13 protein-coding genes are annotated in these 26,832 nt (G+C 56.4%); 7 read left to right on the top strand and 6 right to left on the bottom strand.

From position 1 onward, the window contains the following. Positions 1-12 precede the first annotated feature (12 nt). The 6 genes from ACFQY0_RS02085 to ACFQY0_RS02060 all read left to right on the top strand — a co-directional run bounded on the left by ACFQY0_RS02085 (position 13) and on the right by ACFQY0_RS02060 (position 12,855). Entirely contained in the window at positions 13-3,531 is a 3,519-nt protein-coding gene (locus ACFQY0_RS02085) for a LamG domain-containing protein (RefSeq protein ID WP_379708576.1), read from the top strand. 403 nt (positions 3,532-3,934) lie between these two features. After that, the gene (locus ACFQY0_RS02080) at positions 3,935-5,374 is read left to right on the top strand and encodes a sulfatase (RefSeq protein WP_379708574.1); all 1,440 of its coding nucleotides are present in this window, start codon (positions 3,935-3,937) and stop codon (positions 5,372-5,374) included. Between the two features lie 132 nt (positions 5,375-5,506). After that, positions 5,507-8,284: a family 78 glycoside hydrolase catalytic domain gene (locus tag ACFQY0_RS02075; RefSeq protein ID WP_379708572.1), complete on the top strand. Its 2,778-nt coding sequence runs from the start codon at positions 5,507-5,509 to the stop codon at positions 8,282-8,284. Continuing rightward, a complete protein-coding gene (locus ACFQY0_RS02070) occupies positions 8,281-9,006 on the top strand; it encodes a 3-keto-disaccharide hydrolase (RefSeq protein ID WP_379708570.1) in 726 nt (241 codons plus the stop codon). Before ACFQY0_RS02075 ends, ACFQY0_RS02070 begins: the two co-directional genes overlap by 4 nt. Before the next feature lie 252 nt (positions 9,007-9,258). After that, positions 9,259-10,197 (top strand): hypothetical protein, encoded by a 939-nt coding sequence (locus tag ACFQY0_RS02065; RefSeq protein WP_379708568.1) that lies wholly within the window; start codon positions 9,259-9,261, stop codon positions 10,195-10,197. A 39-nt stretch (positions 10,198-10,236) separates the two neighbouring features. Further along, the gene (locus ACFQY0_RS02060; RefSeq protein WP_379708566.1) at positions 10,237-12,855 is read left to right on the top strand and encodes a family 78 glycoside hydrolase catalytic domain; all 2,619 of its coding nucleotides are present in this window, start codon (positions 10,237-10,239) and stop codon (positions 12,853-12,855) included. Between the two features lie 197 nt (positions 12,856-13,052). On the opposite strand, the gene ACFQY0_RS02055 is transcribed toward ACFQY0_RS02060, so the two are convergent. The 6 genes from ACFQY0_RS02055 to ACFQY0_RS02030 form a co-directional block, all read right to left on the bottom strand. Then, positions 13,053-13,706 carry a hypothetical protein gene (locus ACFQY0_RS02055; protein ID WP_379708564.1) on the bottom strand — a complete coding sequence of 218 codons (654 nt, stop codon included), beginning with the start codon at positions 13,704-13,706 and terminating at the stop codon, positions 13,053-13,055. A 113-nt stretch (positions 13,707-13,819) separates the two neighbouring features. Then, positions 13,820-17,200 (bottom strand): hypothetical protein, encoded by a 3,381-nt coding sequence (locus ACFQY0_RS02050; RefSeq protein ID WP_379708562.1) that lies wholly within the window; start codon positions 17,198-17,200, stop codon positions 13,820-13,822. A gap of 295 nt (positions 17,201-17,495) precedes the next feature. Continuing rightward, positions 17,496-20,522 (bottom strand): glycoside hydrolase family 2 TIM barrel-domain containing protein, encoded by a 3,027-nt coding sequence (locus tag ACFQY0_RS02045; protein ID WP_379708560.1) that lies wholly within the window; start codon positions 20,520-20,522, stop codon positions 17,496-17,498. Positions 20,523-20,562: 40 nt separating this feature from the next. Beyond that, the gene (locus tag ACFQY0_RS02040; protein ID WP_379708558.1) at positions 20,563-22,440 is read right to left on the bottom strand and encodes an endo-1,4-beta-xylanase; all 1,878 of its coding nucleotides are present in this window, start codon (positions 22,438-22,440) and stop codon (positions 20,563-20,565) included. 6 nt (positions 22,441-22,446) lie between these two features. Next, the gene (locus ACFQY0_RS02035) at positions 22,447-23,925 is read right to left on the bottom strand and encodes a sulfatase (protein ID WP_379708556.1); all 1,479 of its coding nucleotides are present in this window, start codon (positions 23,923-23,925) and stop codon (positions 22,447-22,449) included. A 47-nt stretch (positions 23,926-23,972) separates the two neighbouring features. Continuing rightward, positions 23,973-25,457 (bottom strand): sulfatase family protein, encoded by a 1,485-nt coding sequence (locus ACFQY0_RS02030; protein ID WP_379708554.1) that lies wholly within the window; start codon positions 25,455-25,457, stop codon positions 23,973-23,975. A gap of 360 nt (positions 25,458-25,817) precedes the next feature. On the opposite strand from ACFQY0_RS02030, the gene ACFQY0_RS02025 reads away from it, so the two are divergent. Next, positions 25,818-26,510, top strand: coding sequence for a PEP-CTERM sorting domain-containing protein (locus tag ACFQY0_RS02025; protein ID WP_379708552.1), 693 nt, complete (start codon positions 25,818-25,820; stop codon positions 26,508-26,510). Positions 26,511-26,832: the final 322 nt, after the last annotated feature.

Here is a 26,832-nt window from a genome sequence, read left to right as displayed (position 1 = left end):
ATAATGAGGAAGATGAAAGCCGCCGTCGCGATGTTCTTGGCCGTGTTCGCCGCCCAAGTGAGCTTTGGTTACGAAGTCTGGTTCGGCCTGCCTTACATACCCAAAGGCTCCCACGACGAGTTCAAGGATCAGTGGGAAATGGTGGCGGAGCTGATGGAGGGCATGAACACCAACACGAGCGATGCCCAAAGGCCGAGCGCCGAAAGGAACACCGGGACCGAGTGGAAGGCGATCGTCCAGTGCATGCCCAAGGCCAAGAACGAGGCCGTGCTGGAGTTTCCGCGCACGCATTTCCAGTATGATGGTTTCGGCGGAGCCGGAAAGGATCCTCTGCCGGATGCCTTGGTCACGAAGTTCAAGAGGGAGAGAAATCTCGGCTGTCAGATCAAGTGGATCATGCCCTTCGACAACCAACCGGGGGAAGACCGGACTCTGCCTGTGGAAGAGTGGAGCGATCAAGATTTACAAGATCTGCGCGACTGGATGGACAATAACGGCCATGCGGATGTCCGGATCATTAGCAACGTGCGCAACAACGGAGCACGCGCCCGGAGTTTCTCGGAGAAGGCCATTGTTGACGGAGTCTCCATCGAGGCTCGGGCGGAGCTTTGGTTCGAAAACAGCGGGAGCCGACAGGATTTTCTGGACTGGGCGCTGGCGAATCCACAGGTGAGAAGCAAGAGCTTCAAGTTCCAGGTGCCCTTCGGCAAAAATGGCAGTCAGAGTGAGTTTCAAGCGATGCGTGTCTTCATGCGCTGGCTTTCCACCGATATGGTGGGAAACACCGACTTCATCCGCCGGGATGACGTTGCCTTCATGGTGATCACCTACGGCCCCCAGCCGGATTTCCTGCCGGAGACCTCCCCCGATGGATCCGAATATGAGAACACGATGTTCTCGCTGGCCCTCTCGCTCATCGAGCAACGGGATCTCTTCGAGGGACGGACTCCCGTTGGGCTGATCAGCGAGGAACAGGCCTTGAGCTATGATCGAGTCCTGGTCACGCCGGGACCCACCGCCGGACTGGTGGCGCACTGGCCTCTCGACGAGGGCTCGGGCACATCGACGGCTGACGTTTCCGGATTCGGCTCCGAAGCCTCGCTGTTGAACGGCGCGTCCTGGGGAAGCGACGCCACTCGCGGCAGCCATGTCGTCTTCGATGGCACCGACGACCGGATTCAAACGGCTTTCAACTACTCTCTGAGTGACACGGATGATTTCACCTGGGCATGGTGGGCGAAGAAGGCGCCCGGCTCGCATTCAGGTTCGATCATGGTCGGCAACCGCTATGGAGGCACCGGGTCGGAGACCCTGGAGTTCATCAAGTTCATGTCGAGCAAGGCGGCATTCGCCAATACCGGCAGCGCGGCGGGTATTGAAGACTACATTTATCCCAATCAGATCGCCACTTCGAGTTGGAATCATTATGCGATGGTGAAGGAAGGCACGAGCTATCGATGGTATGTCGATGGCGTGGCGCAGGGAACTCCGGTCACGATCAACTACAACGAAAGCTCGCCGCTTCCGTTCTTGATTGGCGGCGACGACGATGGCTCGGGCTCGAAGGTGAATGAGCACTTTGAGGGCTGTATCGATGACGTCGTGCTCTATCGCAGTGCGCTGAGCGCGGCCGAGGTGGCAAATGTCATCGGTGGAACTTACGCGCTGACCATCCCGATGGCCACGGCAGCCCTGGGTAGCCCGGTGAATGTGGGGGACGGGAGCACCTGGGAGGATGGCCAGCCACCGCACGCGGGATTCAACTACCTGGTTCCGAACACCGGCAACCTGCGTGGCGAGGGCGGCAGCTCGACCTTTCCCGGGTTTTCGCTGACGGTCGAGGCGGGGGGAAGATTCCAGGTCCGGGCGATCGAGGATTCCGGCCAGTTGAACACCATCGATCAATTGGTTCTCGAAGGCGGAGCGAGTTTTGATGCGGGGGACTTCGTGGAAGTAACATCCGGAACCGGATCGTCAGTCACCAACGCGCTTGGCGGAGCCATCACCAACTCCGGATTCACGCGCTTTCTCACCTATGGAAGTTCGGGGGGCAGCCCCATTGACCGGAGTCTCAAGGTGTCGTCGCGGATCGGGGGAAGCGGTCGGATCCAGGCACAGGAAAGCGGCGAGGGTCTCAGCTCGATCACGATTGCGAATGGGAGCAATACCTTCTCGGGCACGTGGGAAGTGGCGGAAGGCAGCACCTTGATCTTCGAGCAAGGCGGCGCGGTCGGCAGCGCGGATGTCGAAGTCGCGGCGGGTGGCATTCTGGAGATCCAGGGAGACTGGGATGAGGATGCCATGCTCAGCGTGGCGGATGCTCCCGGAACCGAAGTCAGGGTGGGTTCGAATCGTTGGACGATCTCCGGACTGAGTCTGGGTGGCTGTGCGGTCGCCGATGGGATCTACACGCCTGCGGATCTCTCCGGGCTGGGCAGCGCCGACTTCACCGGCACCGGAACGATCACGGTGGGCAACCCGGCGTTCGGTATGCAAGTGGTCGCGGGATGGGACCATTGGTCCAGCGGAACGGCTCCGGTTGCGAGCGTGACCGCACAAGGGATCTCGACCACGGTCACCACGTCTTCCACTGATGGGAACTGGAGCAACAGCGACCAGAGCAACGATGGTCGTGGCTCCAGCGGCGACGGCACCTGGGGGACTTTTGATGGCGGAGGTGCGTCCGCCAGCAGCGCGACATCCGGAGCGGGAGCGAACATGACGGCCCTCAATGGTGTGGAAGAGGCGGAGATCACGCTCACCCTGACGAACAACGGTTCGACTGCCTGGAATCTCGATGGTTTCCACATGGATGTGCTCGCTTTCCGTCCCAACGCACCGAGGAGCTACGAGCTGGTGGTCGTGAGCGGTGACATGACCACGGGCAGCGTGTTCGAGTCCTCGGCTGAGGAAATCAACCACGAAGCGGGAACGCTCCCCGGCACCCATGACACTCATGACCAGATCGATCTCTATTTCACGGAACTCGCCGACCGGACGCTCGAGGTCGGAGAGTCGGCGGCCATCAGGATCACCTTCGAAGGCGGTGTGGAAGACAGTGCGGGACACCATCTGTTCCTCGATAATCTCGCGATCTCCGGATTCACGGCGCCGCTGTCCCTGTCCGCGATTGAAGCCTGGCGCGAGTTCTACTTCGGCCCCGCCTTCATTTCGGGAACGGGCATCGCCGCAGATTCCTACGATGCGAACTTCGATGGAGAAAGCAACCTGCTCGAGTTCGCGACTGGCCAGGATCCGCATGCCAGCACCTTGGTTTCCACGCCATTGACCATGAAAGGAGGCAATCTCGAGTTCCGCTACTCCCGCAGCAAGGCTGCGCTTGCCGATGGCATGACCTTCACCGTCGAGTGGAGCGACGGCCTGCTGCCTGACTCATGGAGCTCCGCAGGAGTCAACGATTCACCGGATCCTGCGAATCCAGGAAACAGTGAAATGGAGAACCGCGTCGTAACCGTCCCTGCCGCAAGCAATGGCCGCCGCTTCATCCACCTCCAGGTGACCGGGCCATGACTCGACCAATAACTCAGACCACCATTAATGCCACCGAAACCAAGCCTGCTTTACAGCGCTTGCTCGTATAAGCCGCCCGTTGGAGAGCAATTTGAAAAACAAACCCAAAACCAAAAAACCAAATCAAGCATGAACATTTGCTAGCAAGGGTGAAGTCACTGAAGGTGGAAGGGTGATTCCGCGCTCTGAATTAAGCAGGCGGATGGCCGCATGGCACATCGTGTCGGATCCGGCTCCTATAATTTTTCTGGGCAGAGGGCACTTAAACCGGGTGCTTGGTCCGACAATGAAGAACTTGGAAAAATAAACAGATACCTACCGCAGACTCCACACAATGCCCGGAGCGCGAATTCCTGATGAAGGAATCAAACGCAGAGCTGTCTAAAAGAAGGAAAAAATTGTGATGAATATAAAACACTCGATATGCTTAATCTTACTTCTGGTTGGGTCTACCACGGCGCAGGCCGGAAAACCCAATATTGTATTCATCATCGCGGATGATTTGGGCTGGGCGGATGTGGGCTATAATGGGGCGGAATTTTACGAAACCCCGAATATTGATGCACTGTGCAAGTCGGGAATGGAGTTTTCAATGGGCTACCCCGGGGCGGCCAACTGCCTGCCCTCCCGATCCTGTATGATGAGCGGAATGTATACGACCCGCACGAAAATGTGGCAGCCCGGAATGGTGGCGAAGGGCGAGCCGGAGTGGATGCGGCTTCTGGTGCCGAATCGATCAAATAGAAAGGGTGATGGAACCATTGCATCAACCACCAGTCTAGATCCGTCGGTGATGTCGCTGGCCGAAATGCTGAAGCAGGTTGGCTACAAAACCCTTCATCTTGGAAAGTGGCACCTTGGACGTGATGGCCAGGGATTTGACCAGAATAATACGGATGGGCGGGGTGCTGGTCTGGAAATGGACAACAGGCTCTACGGAGACGAGAACGTGGCCGAGTGGATAACGGATGCAGCGGTGGACTATATTGCTGAAAATAAAGACAATCCCTTTTTTCTCTACCTCTGCCACTGGGATGTGCACGTCCCGATCAATGCGCGCAGAAACGTGGTCGAAAAGTATCAAAAAAAGAAGGATTCCAAAACATGGAGTCAGGATTGGAATCCGGTGTACGCGGCCATGGTTGAGGCGGTGGATGTCTCTGTCGGGCGTATTTGGCAGGCCCTGAAGGAGAATGGACTGGCCGAGAACACCCTGCTTATTTTCACGTCCGATAACGGAGGACTTGGTGGTGCAACCTGGAATTCACCGCTCAAAGGTTCCAAAGGAGGCTTCTATGAAGGAGGCATTCGCGTACCGCTCGTGATGAACTGGCCGGGATCCATCAGGCCGGGGACGGTTTGTGATACGCCCGTGTCGGGCGTGGATTACATGCCAACCTTTGCTGAGTTGGCGCGAGCTTCGTTGCCAGATGCAGAACGTCAGCCGCAGGATGGGGTCTCACTCGTTCCGCTGATGAAGGGAAAGGCGATTGCCCAGCGGGCTATCTACTGGCACTACCCGATGTATCTGAGCGGCTCTGTGGAGGTAAAGCCGGTTTACGGCACGGACAGAATGCACTGGCGCGCGACTCCATGCAGTATTGTGCGCAAGGGTGACTGGAAACTGATGCAGTTTTTTGAGACCGGAAGCGTGGAGCTATACAACCTTAAGGAGGATATCGGGGAAAAGAACAATCTCGCCGATCAACATCCAGAGCGAGCAAGCGAAATGTTGAAATCCTTGAGGAAGTGGCAAGTTGAAACGGGCGCGGATATTCCTTCCACATTGAACCCTGATTTTGACCCGAAATTCAAACCGAACCATAAAAAGCGACCCGAGTGAAAGCAGTATGACCAAGCAATAACAGAATTACATCCTACCCTCCAGTTACCCCTAACACAAACCCACTTCTTCGACGTGCAATTAAGACAACGCTCCCACCTCCTTCCACTAGTCTTGATATTTTCCATCATCATGGCCGCTGCTTCAGCGACACCAGTCTATATCCATGACTTGAAAGTTGAGCATTTGGTAAACCCCATCCATCTCGACACCAATACGCCGCGTTTCAGTTGGATGCTCAAATCGAACGATCCAGGGGCACGAAATGTATCTCAGAAGGCCTACCAAATCCTGGCGGCCAGCAGCCTGGATCTGCTCAATGGTGAGCAAGCCGACCTTTGGGACAGTGGCCGGGTGGAGTCGGCGCAATCGGTTCTCATCCCGTATGCCGGATCCCCGCTCAAAAGCCGCCAGCGTTGTTTCTGGAAAGTCAGAGTCTGGGATCAGGATGGACAAGTGGGCCAATGGTCCGAAACCGCATCGTGGGAAATGGCCCTGCTCGATGCCCGAGACTGGGCAGGCTCGGAGTGGATCGGGCATGACGGGGACACCCACCATTCGGAGCACACGGCGCGCGAGCAGCTTCAGACAAAGAAGACCTTCGATTCCCACCCCTCCCCCCTGCTGCGCAAGGAAGTCGCCCTCGACAAGGAAGTCCGGTCCGCCAGAGCCTACGTCAGCGGCGTCGGCTACTTCGAACTTTACATCAACGGCAGCAAGGTCGGCGAAAACCTGCTCGATCCCGGTCAGACGAACTACAACAAGCACACGCTCTACGTCACCCACGACATCACGAAGCATCTCACCTCCGGAACCAACGCCCTCGGCATCTGGCTCGGCAATGGCTTCTACGGCCAGAACCTCGCTTTTAACCCCGCATTCAAATACGGTAAACCTTCGGTGCGGGCCAAGTTCGTGATCGACTATCAGGACGGCAGTCGCGCGGAGTTCGCCACCACCACCGATTGGAAGACCGCCCAAAGCCCGATCATCTTCGACAACATCTACTGGGGCGAAACCTACGACGCCCGCCTCGAGATCCCTGATTGGTCGAAACCCGGTTTTGATGACTCGAGATGGCAGACCGCCATCAAGCAACCATCCCCCTGCCCCGACGACAAACTCCGCTCGCAGTTGATCCCGCCGATTCAGGTGATGGATCGTCTGGATCCGATCAAGGTGATCCCCATCGGTGAGGACAAATACATCGTCGATTTCGGCAAGAACATCGCGGGCTCGGTTAGGATCACCGTCGATCAGCAGGCCGGCGACCTGATCAAGATCGTCCCGGCGGAAGTCCTCAACAAGGACGGCAAAAGCCTGAACATGCGAACCATGGGCGGCGCGCCGGGAAGCGATCACGAACTTTGGTATATCTGCAAGGGCGGCGGCCCGGAATCATGGTCGCCCCGCTTCACCTACACCGGATTCCAGTTTGTCGAAATCAGCGGACTGAAGGAACCACCGACGAAGGACAGCATTCAGGCCCTCATGATCCGCAGCGCAATCCGCCGCACCGGCGATTTCTCCTGCTCGGACGAGATGCTCAACAAGCAGTATCAGGCCAGCCTGCTCACTTTGGAGGACAACTGGCACTCAATCCCCGAGGACTGCCCACACCGCGAAAAATGCGGCTGGCTTGGCGACGCCCACGCCGCCGCCGACATCAGCTTCTACAGCTACGACATGAGTCGTTTTTTTACCAAGTTCATGTGGGATATCGAAGACAGCCTGACTAAGGATGCACGGGTCCGGAAAGTCCTGAAGAATCGTCCCGGCGTGCCCCCCATGGTCTCCCCCGGCAAGCGCGCCAACCGCGTCGGCAACATCGACTGGGCCGTCGCCTACGTGATCGTCCCCTGGCGGATGTATCTGCACACCGGCGAACTCGATGTCTTCAAGCACCACTACTCTAACATCAAGGATTTCATCACCTACTACGGGAGCTTCAAGAACAAGGACGGCATCATCGCTGATGGCCTCGGCGACTGGTGTCCGCCACGCTGGGATCGAAAAGCCGCTCCGGAATACATGGAATGCCATCCCCACGTTTCCGGCACCGCCTTCTACTACGAAGCCCTGCAAATCACCGGCAAGATGGCTCGAAAAATGGGCGACACGAAGTATGCGAGTTGGTGCTTCAAGGAAGCCGAAGACATCAACCGCGCCTTCCACAAGACCTGGCTCAAGCCCGTCAAGGGCTCGAAGCACCAGCACTACGGCAGCCAGACCGCCACCGTCATGGCCCTGCGCTTCGGCATGACACCAGAGAACCAGGTCGCCGACCGCATGGCGGCGCTGCTGCACGACATCGAGGAACTCCACGACGGACACCATTCATGCGGCATCCATGGCCTGCGCCATTTCTACACCGTCCTCGCGGAGAACGATCAGGAAGTCCTCGCCTACCGCATGCTCACCGACACCACCTTCCCCGGTCCCGCGTACATTCTCAGCCAGGGCCTCTCAACTTGGCCCGAGCGGCAATTCGAGTGGGACAAGGAGATCTATCGCAACTCCTTCAACCACCCCATGCAGGGTGGCTTCACCGCCTTCATGCACGAGTCCGTGGGCGGCATCCAGCCGACCTTCGAGCAACCCGGCTACAAACACTTCACCTTGAAACCCCACCTGACCACGGAACTCAAGTGGGCGAAGACAAGCATGGAGTCGCCCTATGGCAGCATCCGAAGTGACTGGAAAAGCAGCGCCGATCAATTCGAGTGGACCGTCGAAATCCCTCCGAACTCGAAAGCAACGCTCTACTTCCCCTACAAGAAAGACCAAGTGCTCAGCGAAGATAATAAAGTGTTAGAAACGGAAATCAACATCATCAAGGAAGGCAACCAGACTTGGCTGAAGCACGAAGTTGGGTCCGGACTCTACCATTTCACCATTACTCAATCATGAAACGACAACTCGCAACACTCGCCCTTCTCGGCGTGATCGCTGGCTCCACAGGATTGCTCACCGCCGACCCGGTCAGAAAGCAGGCATCCACACCAAAAGTGGAAACCCAACTCATCAACACCGACCCGGAACCCGACCTGAAGGAGGAAGGTTTCGTTTCTCTCTTCGACGGCAAGACGCTGAACGGATGGAACACCAAGCAGGGAACCATGAAGTTCGAAGTCAGGGATGGCCTGATTGTTGGAACCTGCAGCAAGGGCCCCAGCACCTTCCTCTGCACCGACAAGGACTACGCCGACTTCATCTTTACCTGTGAGAGCAAGTGGGAGGTCGATGGCAACTCAGGCGTCCAAGTGCGCTCGCGCATCCGCAAGACCAATCAAGGAGAGGTGGTATTCGGGCCACAGGTGGAAATGGAAGACTTGGCCAAGAATGGTCGCGGCTGGTCCGGCGGCATCTACGGGCAGGCATGCGGTGGATGGTTCTATCCGCTCAAATCCCCCGAGCACAAAGCCCTCAAAAACATCATCGACCGCAGCGGCTGGAACCGCATCACCGTCAAGGTCGAGGGAAACGTCTTCAAGACCTGGATCAACGGCAAGCCTGCCGCCCACTGGGTCGATGAGAAGAACGAATACCCCAGAGGCTTCATCGGACTCCAAGTTCACGGCGGGAAGCAAGGAACCATTCTGTGGAGAAACCTGAAACTCATGGAACTGTAGCCAGCCTCCTTTCGGCGGACTCCTCGAAGTGTCACGTGATCCTGTGACATGACCTCTCTGAGACGGGTCCGCTATACTCATTGAAAATACCAGCTTTCAAAAAATCCTACCCAGCCGATGAACCGTTCCAACCCTCGCATTTCAAGGAGATTGAGCTTCTTGCTAGGGCTATTCTTTCTGATCGAAAGAGGGCACACTGGCACAGGGGACTTCTACACACAAAACGGCTCCGATTCGACCTTCGAAGAGGTGATGAAAAGCGGCGATCTGCCCCGAGGGAAGAACTCGGCAACCGGATTCGAGGGCGCAAAAATTTCGATCAACCACGAGCTACTCAAGGATGGCCCGAATGCCCGACGCCCCTTGATCCAGGACATCATGATCCACACCCTGGGCAACAGCGTGATTCAACGGAAGGATTTCTCCAAGTGGTCGAGATGGTATCAGGAGGATGGAAACACCCAGATCTTCCGACTTTTCAAGGACGAGGAAAATGTCCGCAACTCCCGCGGACTCGCCGCCCGGATCGAGGCTTTCAGCGAGTTCAAATGGAAGAAAGGAGACGGCTGGCAGGAATGGGTCGCCACCTACACAATCATCAAGCCGCACAACTGCTCGATCTTCCAGGCCAAGAATCCGATCAACGACTGGTCTGTCATGATCAACATGAACAAGAATGGCGATGTGAACCTCAACCATCGCCGCGGCGAAGACAAACGGCTGGCAAGTAACATGACCGGCAAACCCTTCCACATCCGGATCCGCGAGAACGGCCACGATTACGAGGTTTACTTCAACGGCAAGCTGGAGGGCGCTGGAAGCTACGATCGCCCCAAGGGCGAAACCGGCTTTCGCTGGGGCATGTATCTCGGCGCCAAGCCGGTCACCCACGACGCCATGATCCTCGTCACCGGTGCCGCGATCAATCCAAAGGATTCTGGAGAACTGCTCGTAGACGAGCCCGAGCCGGACCCCAAGCCAAGCCCGGAGCCCGAACCCGGCATCCCCATTCCGCTCCGCAGTTGGAAGAACTACAATGGAGAAACCATCAGGGCCGAAGCCCGCTTCCAAGCGGGAAGCGATGTCATCAAGCTCAAGGTGCGCGGCCAATGGGTTCCCTACCCTCTTACAGAACTCTCAGACAGCGACCGGAAGGAACTGGCCAAGGCCATGGAGGTTCTTCCTGATTGAACCATCCAGATCAACAAGCTCACCCTAACAGGCTACTTCATGAAGCTCAGCAAAGCCACCACTCTCTTCATCTCCCTCCACGCGGGTTACGCACTTGCCGGATCACCCGCCATCTCCCTAACAGTCGGCGAAGGCTTCACCAATCCGATTGGGTTTCATGATGCCACGCCGACTTTCTCGTGGAAGCTGCCCGATGGAGTTAAGAAGCAAACAGCCTATCGAGTCGAAGTTCGAGACCATGAATTACTATGGGACAGTGGCTGGATCGAATCCGATCAGTCGGTCTTGGTGCCCTACGCGGGCAAGCCGCTGAGTTCCCGCCAGAGCTTGAGTTGGCGCGTCGACTATCGGGATGAAGATGGTCAGCCATCAGGATGGAGCGAGCCAGCCAGCTTCGAACTCGGACTCCTCAGTTCCAAGGACTGGACCGCCAAATGGATCCGACCAGGCGCCGATCTTCCGGAGCTGGAATCCACCTCCTTGCTGCGCCGCAGCTTCCCTATCACGCAGGAGGTCACGCAAGCCCGACTCCATGTCACCGCTCGCGGCTTGTTCGAAATTCATCTCAACGGTGAGAAGGTCGGACGTGATGAGTTTGCCCAGGGTTGGACATCTTATCAGAAACGAATCGACACCCTGAGCTACGACGTGACCTCATCTCTCAAGAAGGGTCGGAACGCCATCGGAGCCATGCTTGGAACCGGATGGTATGCAGGAAAGATCGGCTTCCGTGGAGAGTCCAACCGCTATGGCAGCCAGCCGGAATTGCTTCTTCAGCTCGAAGTCCAATACGCCGACGGATCCTCATCCACCTTGATCTCGGATGAAGATTGGTCATCCACCTTCGATGGCCCCATTCGCTCGTCCAGCATCTATAATGGTGAGAACTACGATGCCAACCTGGAGATCGATGGATGGAGCACTGCCGAATTCAACGACGGGTCATGGGCCAAGGTGAAAGCAAACCCTGATCTCGGTTCCGCCGTTCTTTCACCCAAGCCATTCGCACCTGTTAGGGTGATCGAGGAAATTGCAACCCAGAAACTGACCGAGCCCGAACCGGGACGCTTCATCTTTGATCTCGGCCAAAACATGGTCGGCTACCCCGAGATCCGCATTCCGGTTACGAAAGGCCGGACGATCACCATGCGCTTTGCCGAGATGCTCAATCCCGACGGCACGATGTACACCGACAACTACCGTGCCGCCAAGTCGACGAACCAATACACCGCTGCCAGAGATGGCACTATTACTTGGAAACCTACCTTCACCTTCCACGGTTTCCGCTACGTCGAGCTCTCTGGCTTCGAGAAGGACATCAGTCCTCAGAAAGACTGGGTGACAGGTCTCGTCCTTCACAGCGACCTGCCGAGGATCGGCAAATTTGAGTCGTCGCACCCCAAACTCAACCAACTCCAGTCAAACATCCTCTGGGGACAGCGCGGCAACTTCCTCGATATCCCCACCGACTGTCCTCAACGGGACGAACGCATGGGTTGGACCGGTGACGCCCAGGCGTTCTGCTCAACCTCGATGTTCAACTACGGCTCCCATGCTTTCTGGAAGAGCTGGTTGGGATCGATGCGCGACGACCAACTGCCCTCGGGAAAAATCCCCTGCGTCATTCCCGATGTCTTCGCCGGCCCCGACAGTCCTGGCTGGATGGATGCCGCGACCATCATTCCATGGAACGTCTATGTCCGCACCGGCGACAAGGAGATCCTTTCCGAAAACTACCAGATGATGGAAGGCCTTGTCGGCTTCTATCGAAAGAAAGCGAAGAATCACCGGATTCACAAGATCAGCGCCTTCGGGGACTGGCTCCAGCCCTACGCGAAGGACAATAAGGGAAATACTCCCTTTGAACTGCTAGGCACCGCCTTCTACGCCTACAGCACCCAGATCCTTGCCGACTCCGCGAAGGTTCTCGGAAAAACCGCCGACGCGGAAAAGTATCAGACCGAAGCCAAGGCCGTGAAGCAGGCCTTTGCCACGCACTACTTTGATGAGCAGGGCAAGCTGAAGAACGCCCCGGAAACACAGACCGCCTACATCCTCGCCTTCGAGTTCAATATCATTCCCGAGAAGTTCATGAAAGGTGCCGAAAAGAACCTGCTGCGATTAATCAATGAGGCCGATGGCCACTTGCGAACCGGTTTCCTCGGCACCCCCTACATCGCTCAGGTGCTTGAAGAGACCGGCAATCCGGAAGTCGCGTTCGACCTGCTCTTCAAGGAAAGCTATCCGTCTTGGTTCTACTCCATCAATCAGGGTGCCACCACCATGTGGGAGCGCTGGGATAGCTTTACGCTGAAGGACGGATTCCACCCGGAGGGCATGAATTCCTTCAATCACTATGCCTACGGTGCCATCGGCCAGTGGATGTATGAGCGCGTGGCCGGGCTTGCTCCGGATCCAACCCAACCGGGATACAAGCACTTCTTCGTCCGTCCCCTTCCCGGTGGCCCCCTGACTTCAGCCAGCGCCACACTTGAGACCGCCTATGGCACAGCATCGAGCTCGTGGGCGCTCACCGGTAGGACGCTTGAAATGAATGTCCGGGTTCCACCTAACACTTCAGCCACCATCGAGTTCCCAAACGGTCGTGAGAAAGAAAATGTGGGGCCAGGAATCCACCGATACAGGCTTCCGATGTGAACCCTACTCGAAAGCATCGGGTCTAAATGCCCCATGGACTCGCAGATCACGCGCACCGCGTGCCACGGGTGTTCCCTCTCAATTCCTTCGGCTCAGTTCGGCTGCAAGTTCCACCCTTGTCACGGCCAATCAAAGCGCGCGACGCCGAACAAACGGACCCTATCCCCACGGCATGGTCGTAAAGCTGATCCATCGGCTCAGCTTCCCTTTTTCTCCTGTTTACGGAAATCAGGGACGCCCATCAGGCGGGGTACGCGGACTCCTTCCTCGGGGATCACGAACATCACGACCCGACCATTGGGATTGTGAATCCACTTGGTTTCACAGAGTGGCCAGACGTCCTTGTCCCCGGGCCTCTGATAGTAGAGTTCGACCGGAAAGTTCCCCGCCTTATCCGTCGGAGCTTTGGAAATCAGACGTGAGTTTGGCTTCAAATCCAACTTCTCGTCACCGAGCTTCCCTCCGATCCGGTTGTTCGTCAGGTTGAACCACAGCATCTCTCCCATGCGGAAGCGGCTGAAGTCAGCATCAACGACCTTCATCGAGAGCGGCAGCAACTTGTTGGCAGGGTCATTGCTGACGAGGAGATAAAAATCCCCGGCGGATTCCGACAATTTTGCACCGGGAGCTCCCGATGGAATCAGCTCAGGGCTTTCCACCTGTTCTTTAAGCAAACGAAGTGAGACTTCGCCGGCGGCAACCTCATAAACCGGAGAGAGGTTCATGGTCGGCAACTCAACCTTCTGGAAGCCTTTGCCGTCGAAGAGCGTCACCTCTTGGGGAGCGTCCTTTCGATCTCCGACAAAGAGAATTCGACAGGTCCTCTGGGCATTCGCGATACTCGAAAACACGAAGAGGAGAGTTAGAAGGACAGCGAAATTAGCAGATAGTGAAGGACGGGACATCGGAATAATTCGTGGGTTTTTAATAGAGAAGCGCTGGGGATCTTTGTGGGAGGAAGTCCTTAGATTTCGTCTGAAGAGAGCCAACGGAAGCTGACGATGTTGAATCGACGTCCGAACAGTTTGTTCTGTTCTGATTTGGGAGCCGTCACGATATCAGCCTCATCGGTGGGGTCTACGTAATCGCGGGTTCTTCTAACAGTCGCCTCACAAATCGCCCGCGCGGTGATGGTGTTGTTCTTATCGCGAGCATCGCCGTAGGCACGAATTGTGAAGGTATCATCTCTGGCCGTCATGATCGGCGCGAGCGGACGGAGGACGTCTGCCTGCCGAGTCCATCCTGGAAGCCCGTAGGTTCCCTCCCCTTCGGCGGCCTCGGGAAACTCGTAATCAGATTCCACATTTCCGGGGTTCTTCGATGCCGGACGGGAGATGATGCTCGTAATCCCCTTGTATGGATTGGTGGCTTGGGAGCGGGCGATCTCATTGAGAGCGGTCTGAATCGCGCCGGCAAGGGCCAGATCACCATCGGTGAGCTGGCGGTTGACAAACTCTGCAAGCGACAGGAAGGGCCCACGAAGGCGGACTTGCTCGACGATCTCTTCTGCCAATGCATCGATCATTTCCTCGTCTAGATTCCGGTATCCGGTGAACTCGTTGGCGCCAGGGAAGGCTCCGGAAGATCCATTGGACGACGTGTCGGATTCGCCCGAAATACTGAAACGAGACGTGGCAAAGTCGGTCTCGTCGGAGAGTTCGACGACCGTTCTGCCGCTACCTTCCTTCAGGTAGGGAACCTTCTGGTTGCGGGCGTGGCCAAGGATGGCGCGCCATGCCAATTGCGAAGTCGAGTTGACGTTGAACATGCCTTCGACTTCGAGACGCGACGCAATCTTTTGCCAGGCGTCGCTTGTGTTGACATACTCCGAGAAGGCCTCGTTCGCATCCCCACTGGAGTCCGCCGTGATGGGACGGTAAGCGGCATTGGGCAGATTCTCCGTACCCTCGACAAATTCGGTGAAGACCTCCCTGAGCGTCCGCCCGTTGGTCCCCAAATCATCCGGATCAGGAGCAATCGAGGAAAGGAACCAATCATCAAAGAGCACGTGATTGGCACAGTAGGAGTCGTCGTGCTGCAGGTTCACGCCGTCGCTGAAATTCCCCACCACTTCGTCGGATCCGATCAGCGGTGTCGCATCGCTGTTTCCGATGAGATTGAAGGCAAATGGCGGGATGGGATTCTCGTAGCGCAGGTCCCAGTGCTGGAGTTCGCCAAGAGACTGCAGAGGGCGGGTCGGAATTTCGGCAACCACACACCGTGACAGGCCTTCACTCTTCTGGAAGCCGGTGACGATGAAGCCACGGTTGCTACTGCCATCCACATCGGGGAGGTTGGTATCATTGACCCCGACGGTTCTGAAGCTGTAGTCGAAGGGGGAATTCACCGGGTGGTCCGTGCCACGATACTCTCTGGCAATGGTTCGTTCCGATTCGTCCTTGTCTCCCATCGCGGTGTAGTTCACGAGCGGGCTCGACTGGAGAAACCCTTTAGCAGGAATATGTGTCCGGCTGGCCATTCTCGCGCCGAAAACGGTGGTGAGAAAAGGTGTTGGCGTGGCGGTGAGATCTCCGAGCGCTTCCGATGCAGCGATGTTGTCCTCGACCGGATAAACCGCATTGGCGACTTCCGGGGTGTAGACCATGCGGTAGACCAGATGAGGCCCACTGGAGTTGTTCACGCGCATGTCCAGATAAATCCCGACTCCATCGCGGCCATCCGTGTAAGTCGTATCAAACGCTGCCTCCAGACTTATGTTGGATTGCCTGCTGCCGTAAATCGGATCACCGGCATCGTTCACCAGTCGATAGAGATGCCCTTGTCCGGGCTCATAGCCAGGCTGGAGGATCAGATCATTATCCTCCTCCCTCCGCGTCGGTCCAAAGACCCGCGTCTCCCCAGGTTGGAGCGTGAAGCCCTGGTTGATGCGGTAGCGCAGCACATCGCCGTCCGAAATGCTCGGGGCCGGATAGTTTACCGAGCGCTTGGGATCCGCCGTGATCGCCTGAAATTTGGCATTGCTCGTCCCACCTGCCCGGAATCTGAATGCGGTAGGAATGGGGCGAGGGATGTCGAAGCGGAGATTCTGAGTCGTGATTCGAAGATTGTAAGGATTCCACATCGTGATGACAGGAGTCAGAACCATGCATGGTTGAAGGGAGTCTTTAGGAGGAGCCGGGGTCGCGCGCCGATCCGGAGTAGCAGCAAAGTAGGAATAGACCCACTGGATCCGTGCAATGACGGGAAGAATTCTGACCTTGTGCAGGAAGTTGTAGGTATTCGCCGTATCGTTCCATGCATACGATGTTGGCGAAATCGAGACCCCGCTGCCGACATTCTTGTAGAGCAGGGTGTAATCCAGCAAATTGTTCCAACTTGCGACTGCGGGATGCTGGTAGATGGGTTGATCCGCCGCGCTTCCCCGATACTCCGACCATGGATAGAAAGCTGACTTCGTCCCTCGAACGTTGCCCCGAGAAGCAAGATTGACAGCCACCTCATTTTCCGGACTCAGGCGGAACAAAGGCAAGCGCGTGGTACTGTTAGGCCCAGAGTTTATCGATGAGTTCTCCGAAAATAGCGAGAGGTCCTTCTTCCATCCACCCGTCGCCATATTGGTCTGAAGACCTACGGAGGTAGCGGATAGATCATGGAAAAATTCACGCGAAACTTCGAGACTCGATTCCTTTGCTATGAAGTCTCCCTCCTTCAGCGTGATGGCCTTGTCTGCGAGTGAAAAGTCATTGAGCACTTTGTCCATCCGGAAAACTTCCGGATCGGCGACGGCGTGGGACTTCATGTGCGAGGCCCACTGACCACCCTTGTCGTCTTCAGGTTCGTAGGGTTTTGGAATTCGTGCTTTCTGATTCTCGCCGCTGACCCACCAGGCTACTCCCCCATTGAGATCTCCGTCTTCATCCTTTACTTCCAGCGGATCAAGATGGACCTCCAGTTCGTCCCGCCCTTTTCCTTCTCCCACCGTCCCCGGCCCAACCAGGGTCACCTTGCCATTCGCGGAACTTGTGTCTGGAAGTTGATTGTCATTTGCCGATACCAACCAGCCAAGAAAGCGATCTTCCTTTTCCTGATCGTAGTCAACGCTGATCGGCCTTCCCGCGGTCGAGCCACTTTGTTCGTGGTTTTCGCCTTCCCAGCTACGCCACACGCCCGTGACGGGTGGATTGTCATCCTTGAGAATGTCGGCTCGCGCAGTCGCCCGCGTGTCCGGACCCGCATATTTCTGGAGATCGCCCAGCGCCATCATCAGGGCAAGCCGTGCGTTGGCCTGCGCCACCGCAATCGATCCCCCCTGACTCGATGCCCTGAGGGACACCGTGCTCAAGCTGAGAAGCCCCACCGCCAGCAAGGCGAGCAGAACCATCATGCTGATCGTTACAAGCAGAGCAAATCCTCGGTCTGAAACTTTGGGGGTTCGCGGGCAATTCATGGAAGTCGTCGGGTTTGATTGGGTTCTTGTGATTCCTAAACGCCGGAAACGAAACGTTTCTTGTTTTTCGGCGAAGGAATACCATAAAGTGCACAAGCCCCCCTTCCTGTCATGTCACGTGAATGTGTGACAATCGACGAGGAGCAAGCATTCAGCGATGCCCGGAGAACTTCTCGGACGAGCCAGATTGACTCTTCTCAAGCCGTTCCTTTTTCAGGGCTAATCGCTTTTTTCAGGGCTTCTTGAAATCCACCTCGTCGAGAAGGAGTCCCCGAGAGTCCGCAAGAACGAGGCGAATCGCGTTCGCACCTCTCTTGAGCGTGATCGGCACTTCGACCGTCCTCCAGTTGTTCCCCCAGTTCGCCGACGGCTGAAGCGAGAGCTCCTTCCCCTCATCATTCACCTCGATTCGAAGCTTCATCGGCTTGCGATCCGCTGGCTTGCCGCCATAGCGGATCACCAACTTCATCTCGGCGGTGTCGCCGTCGTTCTCTCGATACCATTCGACATACGATCCCTTCTTCCTTCCGAGATCAACAAAGGCAGATCCGTTGTAGTTCTTACCTGCATTGGAAATCTTCCCGCCCGATAGTTCCGCGTCCTCTGCCTGCTCTCCCCCGAAGTCACCATCCTGACCTCCGCCCTCCCAGACCAATCCAACGTCTTTCGCGAATCGCTCCTCCATGACAAGGATGCGCTTCTCTCCATCGGTCACCAAAGCCTTGACCGTCGTGCCGAGGGGAATCTTGAAACCACCATCATACCTCTTGGATCCGGTCGTCGGCGTCGAACCATCCGTCGTATAGAAAACCTCAAAGCTTGCCGGTTCCGACGTGCCCCGTAGGTCGATCTGCTGCACGTCGATGTAAACCTTGTTCGAAACCACGAGCTTTTTGTCGCCGAGGATCGCTCCTGCAATGAGAGCGATTTCGCCTCCTTCATCTTGGGATTCAACGTAGGCGCGTGCGAGACCGAAGAAGCCGGTGCGATCGCTTGTGCCATAGAAGGGCTCGACGTCATTCGGCTTTCCATTGTCGAGTGCTTTGATGCGCGCCGGACCGCCAAGGTGGAAGAAGATTCGATTCTCGCCATAAGGATAGAACTCATCTTTGGCATCGAGGAAGGTAGCCCGCACTTGGACGATGTCATTCCCGCGTTCAGAAAGCGCCTCACCATCGACGGAAAGATCCAGTTTCGTCGGTTCGTCGGCGGTTCGGATGAGCTTCTTCGCGACCTCCACATCATCATTGTAGGCGACGGCCATCAGCTCACCCGGAGACCAGCCCACCATCCACTGGCACTGCATTTCCTGCCACTTCGTGCCGGGCTTTTGTTTTCCAAGCGATTTGCCATTGAGGAAAAGTTCCACCTCGTCGCAGTTGGAATAAACCCAGACAGGAATCTCGGTGCCGGACTTCATGACTGGATGCGTCCAATGCGGGAGGATGTGCACCATCGGTTCGCTTGTCCACTGGCTCTGATAGAGGAAGTAGAGATCCTTCTCGAAATTCGCGAGGTCGCAGGTCCCTCCGGAGAAGAGCTTGAACGGCCAGGCACCGCTGGCGAGTCCCGCCTCGCCAAGATAGTCGTGACCTGTCCAACGATACATCCCGGCATTGTTCGGAATGTCGCGAATCTGAGCAATCATCCGTCGGGCCGGAGAGCGCACCGTCGCATTGTCATAACTCGACTTGTAGAACTGCTTGCGGTTCGTGCGCTTCGAATTGTCCGCCCAATCGTAGGTGAAGACTTCCTTTTCCGTCAGATCAGGAATGGAAACCGCTTCGGGAAGTAAGCCGTCGCGATACCAGGTTTGTGAGCGATAATAGCCGCGCGTCTGCCAGGTGTGCGTGTTCTCCGTGCCAATGAACACGCGGTCGTCCGCGAGCGTATCGAACCATCCCTTTCCCTCACTGGCCCCATTCACCCCCAAGATGTCCATGAACTCCGATCCTGATGCCCCGGAGGTCACGGGGCGTGTCGGGTCAAGTTCATGACACCTTGCCACCAGTTCTCTGACGACATCGCCGTGGGTTTCGTTTCCAACACTCCAAAGGAATACCGAGGGATGATTGCGATCGCGCTTGATCCAATCGGTGAGATCACGCTTCCACCATTTGACGAAATCGTGAGCACCATAGTCGTGACGAGCTTTCTGGTTCCAGCCATCGACAAACTCGTCCATCACAATGATGCCAAGTTCATCACAGATGTCGTAGAACTCGGGAGTGTGAGGATTATGCGCCGTCCGGATCGAATTCGCTCCCATATCCTTCATCTGTTGGACGCGGTAGCGAATGATCTTTTCCGGCACCGCCGCCCCAAGCGCACCGGCGTGCTGGTGCTGGCAGACGCCCCGCAGCTTCACGTTCTCGCCGTTTAGCCACATGCCCGACCCCGGTTTCCACTCGATGTCACGCACCCCGAAGCGCGTCTCCACGCGATCCTGCAGCTTCTCGCCAACCAGCACCTCGCTCACCGCATGGTAGAGGTAGGGACTTTCCGGCGACCAGCGAAAGGGATTCGAAAGCTCGATGACCTGCGCCACCGACTCCACTTCTCCGGGCTTCACAGCGATTGAATCCCGCCGGCTTGCCACGGCCTTACCGTCCGCATCGAGGATCGTCGTCCTCACCATGCAATCAGCGGCTGTTTCCGTTGTATTCTTTACTTCCGTGTCGACGGAAACGGTCGAGCCTTTCGATCGAATCCAGACCCCGGAAGTCGGGATATGAATGGGTTCACGAACATTGATCCAGGTATGCGCATAGATCCCTGATCCCGTGTACCAACGCGCCGCTTGTTGCAGCTTGTTGTCCACCTTCACCGCAAAGGTGATGCTCTGCGCATCGTTGGCAAGCTCACTGATATCGTATCCAAAAGAGATCCAACCATAGGGCCGGGTCCCGAGTTTCCTCCCATTCGCCCAAACGGTGCTGTTGCGAAAGACGCCATCGAACTCAATCGCGACGCGCTTTCCTTTCCACTCGGCAGGCACGTCAATCGATTTGCGATACCATCCGATGCCGGTTGGCAGGTAGCCGCTTCGATCCGAGCTCGGATTCTTCTGACTGAACTTCCCCTCGACACTCCAATCATGCGGCAGGTCAAGCTTACGCCATTTCGCATCGGAGAAGCCTGCTTCTTCTGCCCCTTTCGGGTTCCCTTCGAAAAATCTCCAATCCGCATCGAAGAGCACCCGCTCCGCCAAACAAATCCCCGAGTAGAGGACAAAAAACAAACTCAGTAATACTTTCATTCCATGTTAATTCTCGATTCAACCATGCACCGGTTTTCTGTTAGTTGAGCTGTATCCGAGCCTCAGTGCCATCCGCGTCCAACGACACCTTCTCTGTCATCGTCCTGCCGTCGTGCTCCACCGTCACCTTGTAGTCACCGAGGAACCCCCGAACCTTGCAGGTTCCGACACGATCGGTTAGGACCGTTTCTTTGGTCCACCACTGCCTCTTCACCAGATCGACGAAGACTTCTCCGGCCGGCTTGAGACTCCAGTCAGCCCTCCACAGTGCGGCATGGGGTTTCCAATGAGCATTCTCCCAGAATCCCCACTGAATGATGGCCTCGAAATTCGGATGACTGAAGCTGGCAATCATCACGTCGCGGTAGAAGTCGGCCTGAAGATTCTCGTCGTCTCCCGTCTCCACGTCGAACTCGCTCAATTGCAGGCGGGGTGCGATCTCGGCAAATTCATCGTACACTCGGAGCAGTTCCTCCGGCGGAGTCAGCGTCGTGAGATCGAAGTGGGCCATGAAACCGACCACGTCCGGTGCCTGCCCCTTCTCATTGAGGAAGCGGATCATCCGCAGGTAGGGCTCGCGCTTGTAGCCGTCAGGAAGCACCTTGCCCTCGTTGATCGCATGCCTCGCATTGGGTGCCAGGCGACGTGCCTCCTTCATGATGTCCGCGTAGATCTCCAGCCCACCGTATTCGATCTCGTAGGTGTGTTTTCCCCAGGCCACGATATGGTTCAGCGTGTCCCACTCATCCACGAAGTCCGAGGTTCTCGGCAGCACGTCGGCCATGTGCTGCCAAAGCCACTTGCGGTGACCTTCAGGGTCGCCGACAAACTGCTTTTCGACCGCGTTGTAGTCGATCGCGCCCCAGGCGATGTAGTGCCCTCGGATTTTGATCCCGTTTTCCTGAAGCCACGGCACCGCCTGTTCGGTGAAAACCCGAAACTTCTCCTGCCAGGCCACATTTCCACTTGTCTGAAGTTTCCAAACATGCGGACGCAGCTCGCTTTCGAAAGTCACCGCAGCGCAGTAGTCCTTCACCACCTGTCGATACCTCCGCACATCCTCAGCCGACACCCTAACAGGACCGCCGTTGGCATCCTTGGTAATAGGCAGCTTGTCTTCCGTGGCTCCGAGAATCGCCGAACGCACGGTGTTGCCGAAGAGAAACGAATGACGCTGCATTTCCACCTTCACCTCCGCACCCTTGATGGGATGTCCCTCGGCATCGACCACTTCGATCTTGAGGTCGCCTTTGCGGATCCTCTCGATCCGTTCCAGCGCCTGCTTCCGCCATGCCGCGTCGGGCTCCCGCCCGATGTAGCTCACCGATGACTTGGGAAGGTCCCCCACCGCGACGTGGGCCCCGTAATTCAGCAAGCGCAAATCGCCGATCTCGATGGACGGTCCTGCGGCCCCCAGATGAATCCCGACATTTCCCTTTCCCCTATCATAGTCCGCAGGCGCTTCAAAGGCCCTCACGTGCTGCTGCCACGGTCGGTATGCTGAGAAACTGTATTCGTAACGGGGCTTTCCACCAGCCTGTTGGAGGAACACCGAGACCGGACCCGGTTCACCACCGGACTCCGGCCGACGGATCCAGAAAGAAATCAGCAGGGTATCCCCCTTGTTCACCGCCTGCTGGAGCGGGACTATCAATTGCACATCCTTCGCCTCTTTCGCGGCACCTTTGCCAAAGCTCACCTGAAAAGCCCGGGCGAAAGTTGCCTCGTCGACCGTTTTCCAGTCACCTTCCGCCTCGACGTCCGGCATCCGCACCCGGGGCTTCTCAGATGACCTCCACGCAATCGAGTCCTTGCCACCTTCGGGCGGAACGATCGGCTCAGCGCCAAAGAGGGCCCCAATTGTTAGAGACAATGCCATCAACCCCCACCCCGCCATCAATAGTCTTCGTTCAATCATATTGCCCTAATTTTTCTCATATACCTTGCTGCTCCCGACGCGCTGGGCGGCATTCATCTGCTGCGAAAGCTTGGAGACCAACTCCGCATGCTCCGCTTCATCTGCTAGATTCTTCTGCGGCGTTTCCGATTCCCTGTGATCGTAAAGTTCCTTGAAGACGACCTGTTTCGTATCGGACTTGATCCACTCGGTGTATCGCCAGCGGTCGGTCCTCAGGCTGTAGCCCATCGTTGAACCACGAGGATACTGACTCAGCGCGAAGGGGCGGAAATCCTTACCCGGATCCTGTAGCAATGGCTCCAGGCTCTTCCCTTCGCGCCCACTCGGGATATCACCTCCCGACATCTCCGCCACCGTTGGGAAAATATCAATGATCTCCACCAGCGCCTTCGAGCGTTCACCCTTGGCATGCCCAGGAGCCGAAATAATCAACGGAACCCGCGTGTCGAGTTCGAGGTTCGTGTGTTTGCACCAAAGCCCGTAGTCCCCCAACTTGTATCCGTGGTCACCCCATAGAACGACGATCGTGTTTTCACGGAGACCGAGCCGATCCAGTTCCGCCATGACTTTTCCGACCTGCGCGTCCGCAAAGCTCACACTTGCCGCATACCCATGCTGGAGCTCCCTCGTTTGTTCATCCGTTAGATCCCCCTCTTCCGGGATTCCCAGATAGCCGCGGAGTTCGCCCCATACCGTAAACGCCAGCGAAGGGGCACCTTCCGGAAGTTTCCGCTCGGGCACAGTGAACTGCTCTCGCTTGTAGAGGTCCCAGTAGCGCTTCGGCGTGGCAAATGGCAGGTGCGGTTTGGCAAAACCGACACACATGAAGAAGGGTTTGTCCTTGTTCCTCCGCAGCGATTCGATCGCCTCCTTCGCGACCTGGCCATCCGCATAGGCCTCATCTTCCACCTCCGCGATCTCAACCGCCGGGCCTTTCCCCAGAGTCCGAAGCTCATCCACGTCAGCCCCCTTCCTCCTTCCCTCCGCAACACGCTCCTCGATGCCCTTCAGCGTTTCCGGACTCGCATACTTGATAGCAGATTTCGGACCGAGCTGGGACCAACTGGGTTTGTCGTCGCGGTTATGGTGATAGACCTTTCCAAATGAGCTGGTGACATAGCCTCTTTTCTTGAAATAGCCCGGGAGAGTCACCGCCTTCGGGTCCACCTTCAACAGCGGCGTGAACAAGTCCGCAATCCCGTTCGTATCCGGATACTGCCCCGTCATCATGCTGATCCGCGAGGGCGCACAAAGCGCTTGCTGGCAGTAGGCACTTTCAAACAACACGCCTTGGGAGGCCAGGGAATCGATCGCCGGGCTTTTGATGTAATCGGCTCCATAGCAATGGAGCTCCGGCCTCAGGTCGTCGATGAAGAAAATGAGCACGTTCTTCTCGCCAGACTCCGCGAGGAGGGGTGAGGCAAACAAAGCCGCGGCAAAGATCCCTTGAAGCGCGAGCCCGAGGGTTTTCGTGGATGGTATCATTTTGAGTAGGGCTACTTTCGGGTTTCGATAAAGTTCGTGATGCGAGTCTAACGATCTGCCTTCGGCGCGGTTGCATCGTGAGGATTGATCGTCTTCCCTTTCAGGCAACCGACCAGACCCTTCGGAATCGGATTGAGTTCCGCATCGTATTGATCCAGGGCGAATCTCTTTCCCACCTGCAGAAACGGGACGGAACCGCTCTCCGTGAGGTAGTCATTTTGCTCCCGCATCCAGCGGAAAAGCTCACTCTTCAGTCGCTGCTTGATCTCAGTCAGCTTCGGATCACCCGCTAGATTATTCATTTCGTGCGGGTCACTCTGAGTATCGAAGAGCATCTCTTCGGGCAGATCCTTGTGCTTCTCCGCCCCCATCTTCAGGAAAGGGTGGATTTCCTTGCCTTCCGATTCGTCCCGTTTGATGCGTTCGAGACTATTGAAGTTATGAATGTAATGATACCGACCGTCGTGAACCGAACGTTGCGGGAAGACGTGGCGATCAAGAATACCCTGGTTGACCGTGACGCCATAAACGTAATCGTGGATTTTGCCTCCGCCATTCTCGAGAATGGGAAGCAGGCTTTTGCCATCGAGTTCCTGCGGTGGATTTCCACCCGCGAGCTCAATCATGGTCGGCACAAAGTCGGCAAAGCTGACCAGAGCGTCGCTGCGCCCCGCCTTGACCTTCTCCGGCCACCGCACCATGAAGGCTACATTCAGCCCTGAATCATATGCCGTAAACTTGCCACGGAACAGTCCGTGATCGTCTGCATAGAAGACGATGGATTTGTCCTTCTGCTCATGTTCTTCCAGCAACTTCAGAACGGCGGCCAGTTCCTTCTCTTTCTCCACGATATTGGCATAAAAGAACGCTGCGTTCTTCAAACTGCGCTCCGACTTCGAGATGAAAGGTGCCAAGGTCACGTCGTCAGCCGTATACGGAGTGCTCTTCATGTAGGGAGGATGAGGAAACTCACTGGTGATCAGCAGGCAGAAGGGCTTGGTCCCCGGATCGGCTAGAAACCCGTCGATCTCATCCAGTGGAATTCCAGGACGGGATGCACCCTCATTCTCCACCGGTGGAAACGACTTCGACCAAGAAAACTGCGCAGCGGGACCGACATGCGATTTCCCCGCAAGAATCACATTGTAGCCAAGCTCCTCCAAATACACCGGCAAGGTCTTGACCCCCGCGCGAATCTTGGTGTGATTGATGAAGCACCCGTTCCTCAAAGGATACAGGCCGGTGTAGAGCATCGAGCGACTCGGTGCGCAGATCGCTTGTCCGGTGAAGGCCTTGTCGAAGACCAGCGACTCCTTTGACAAAGCATCCGTGGTCGGAGTCGGAACCGTCGGATTGCCATAGGCGCTGTGATCAAATCGGCTCTGATCGTCGCCGAGGAAGAAGACCACATTTGGCCGAGAACCGCTCATCCCCCCGTTTCCCGAGTCCGCGCATTTAGCGTCGACGAGACCGGCTAACAACACGACGGCGATGACCCATGGTCCCTGATGCTTCACGATTCGGCTTTTCACGTATTCTCTTAATTGGAAGCCTGCCACTTCTGCCGGATTCACAGACTTCAGCCACCTTCACCTATTTCGGGCTCGATCGCATGTCACGTGTTTGTGTGACAGCGTCCTCTTCTCTGACTTCTCCAGATCCACTCCATTTCCGAGATGTCACGTGTTTAGGTGACATGACAGAGAGTCCATTTCCGCCATAATCCAAACCGTCAAGAAAGAAACCCCGGATGGGTGCCGACCGACTTCTCCCACATTAAGGGGACTAGTCGGAAGGCCCACATTGATAGTATTTAGAGAGTCTAGGCTCTCCGTTAAGCCTGCCATCCGGCACCTATCGAAAACCTCCCGACAAAAACCACCTAAAAACCAATGAAAGAAAAATACGCAATTCTTATCTGCGCCCTTGCCGCAAGCTCCATGACCTCCTCCGCCGCGCTGATCGCTGGTTGGGATGCTGGTGACGGCGCTGCCACATACACCAACGGGGTAACTGCCACCGCAACGGTAGCCACCGGAACTTGGTCTGGCACAGGTGATGCAAGTTTGGGAGCAATGGGATATAGTCCTGACCAAACATGGGGAACTCTTGGCGTTCCAGCGGCCAGCATCAATACGAGTGCACTCAGCTTGAATAACGGAACTGTTGGCTCGATCGCTTTTCTTGTGACGGATACCACAGGAATCGACAGTGACTTAACTACCTTTCATTTTGACACGGGCACTTTGCGTCCAAAATCAGCCGTTAACTGGTCCCTGGATATCACCGCAGGCGATCTTACGGTTGGGAATGTAACTTCAGGGGCTACAACGCCGAACACAGGAGGATCTTGGGATTGGTTCAATTACGATATCGATCTGACCGGTTTGGCTGACAACACGCTGGATGCAAACGGATCCGTCACCTTCACTCTCTCGTTTACTGGTGTCGACGATGGTGCAGGCGGACATAACCAGGGGCTTGACAATGTCGGCGTCTCAAACAGTTTGCCAGTTCCCGAGCCATCCGCATTGGCTCTCGGACTGCTCGGCACTGGATTTTTCTTCCGTCGCCGTCGCGCATGATCTGAATCTCTTTGATCACTGATCGGAAGAATGACTTCAATCGCCGGACCGGAAACGGTCCGGTGTTTTTGTATCTGGTGTAGTCCGACCAACAGACTGCACATGATGTTTTGATAAGAGCGTATGGGGGAAAGTGCCGCTTTGCGGTTGACGTAGAGGGCGCCACGATCTTTTTCCCAATTTCTGGCGCTCCTGAGAATTTAGAGGGTTGAAGGATGAGAAGTTATGATTTCAAGGCCGTCGGCGATCCAGTAGGCGATGGCTCGGAAGTTCTCGAATCGACGGTATCCGCGAGCCCTCCTTCGGGCGAGTTGGAGGTGGC

Source organism: Haloferula chungangensis (genome assembly GCF_042664875.1).
GTDB lineage: Bacteria > Verrucomicrobiota > Verrucomicrobiia > Verrucomicrobiales > Akkermansiaceae > Haloferula > Haloferula chungangensis.
This window is presented reverse-complemented; position numbering and strand designations above follow the sequence as displayed.

What these genes read in the sequence shown, in the direction of transcription:
- ACFQY0_RS02065 (WP_379708568.1), top strand. Translation starts at nt 9,259, where the DNA reads ATGAAAAGCGGCGATCTGCCCCGAGGGAAGAACTCGGCAACCGGATTC.
- ACFQY0_RS02070 (WP_379708570.1), top strand. Translation starts at nt 8,281, where the DNA reads ATGAAACGACAACTCGCAACACTCGCCCTTCTCGGCGTGATCGCTGGC.
- ACFQY0_RS02045 (WP_379708560.1), bottom strand. Translation starts at nt 20,522, where the DNA reads ATGAAAGTATTACTGAGTTTGTTTTTTGTCCTCTACTCGGGGATTTGT.
- ACFQY0_RS02040 (WP_379708558.1), bottom strand. Translation starts at nt 22,440, where the DNA reads ATGATTGAACGAAGACTATTGATGGCGGGGTGGGGGTTGATGGCATTG.
- ACFQY0_RS02075 (WP_379708572.1), top strand. Translation starts at nt 5,507, where the DNA reads ATGGCCGCTGCTTCAGCGACACCAGTCTATATCCATGACTTGAAAGTT.
- ACFQY0_RS02035 (WP_379708556.1), bottom strand. Translation starts at nt 23,925, where the DNA reads ATGATACCATCCACGAAAACCCTCGGGCTCGCGCTTCAAGGGATCTTT.
- ACFQY0_RS02085 (WP_379708576.1), top strand. Translation starts at nt 13, where the DNA reads ATGAAAGCCGCCGTCGCGATGTTCTTGGCCGTGTTCGCCGCCCAAGTG.
- ACFQY0_RS02025 (WP_379708552.1), top strand. Translation starts at nt 25,818, where the DNA reads ATGAAAGAAAAATACGCAATTCTTATCTGCGCCCTTGCCGCAAGCTCC.
- ACFQY0_RS02050 (WP_379708562.1), bottom strand. Translation starts at nt 17,200, where the DNA reads ATGATGGTTCTGCTCGCCTTGCTGGCGGTGGGGCTTCTCAGCTTGAGC.
- ACFQY0_RS02060 (WP_379708566.1), top strand. Translation starts at nt 10,237, where the DNA reads ATGAAGCTCAGCAAAGCCACCACTCTCTTCATCTCCCTCCACGCGGGT.
- ACFQY0_RS02080 (WP_379708574.1), top strand. Translation starts at nt 3,935, where the DNA reads ATGAATATAAAACACTCGATATGCTTAATCTTACTTCTGGTTGGGTCT.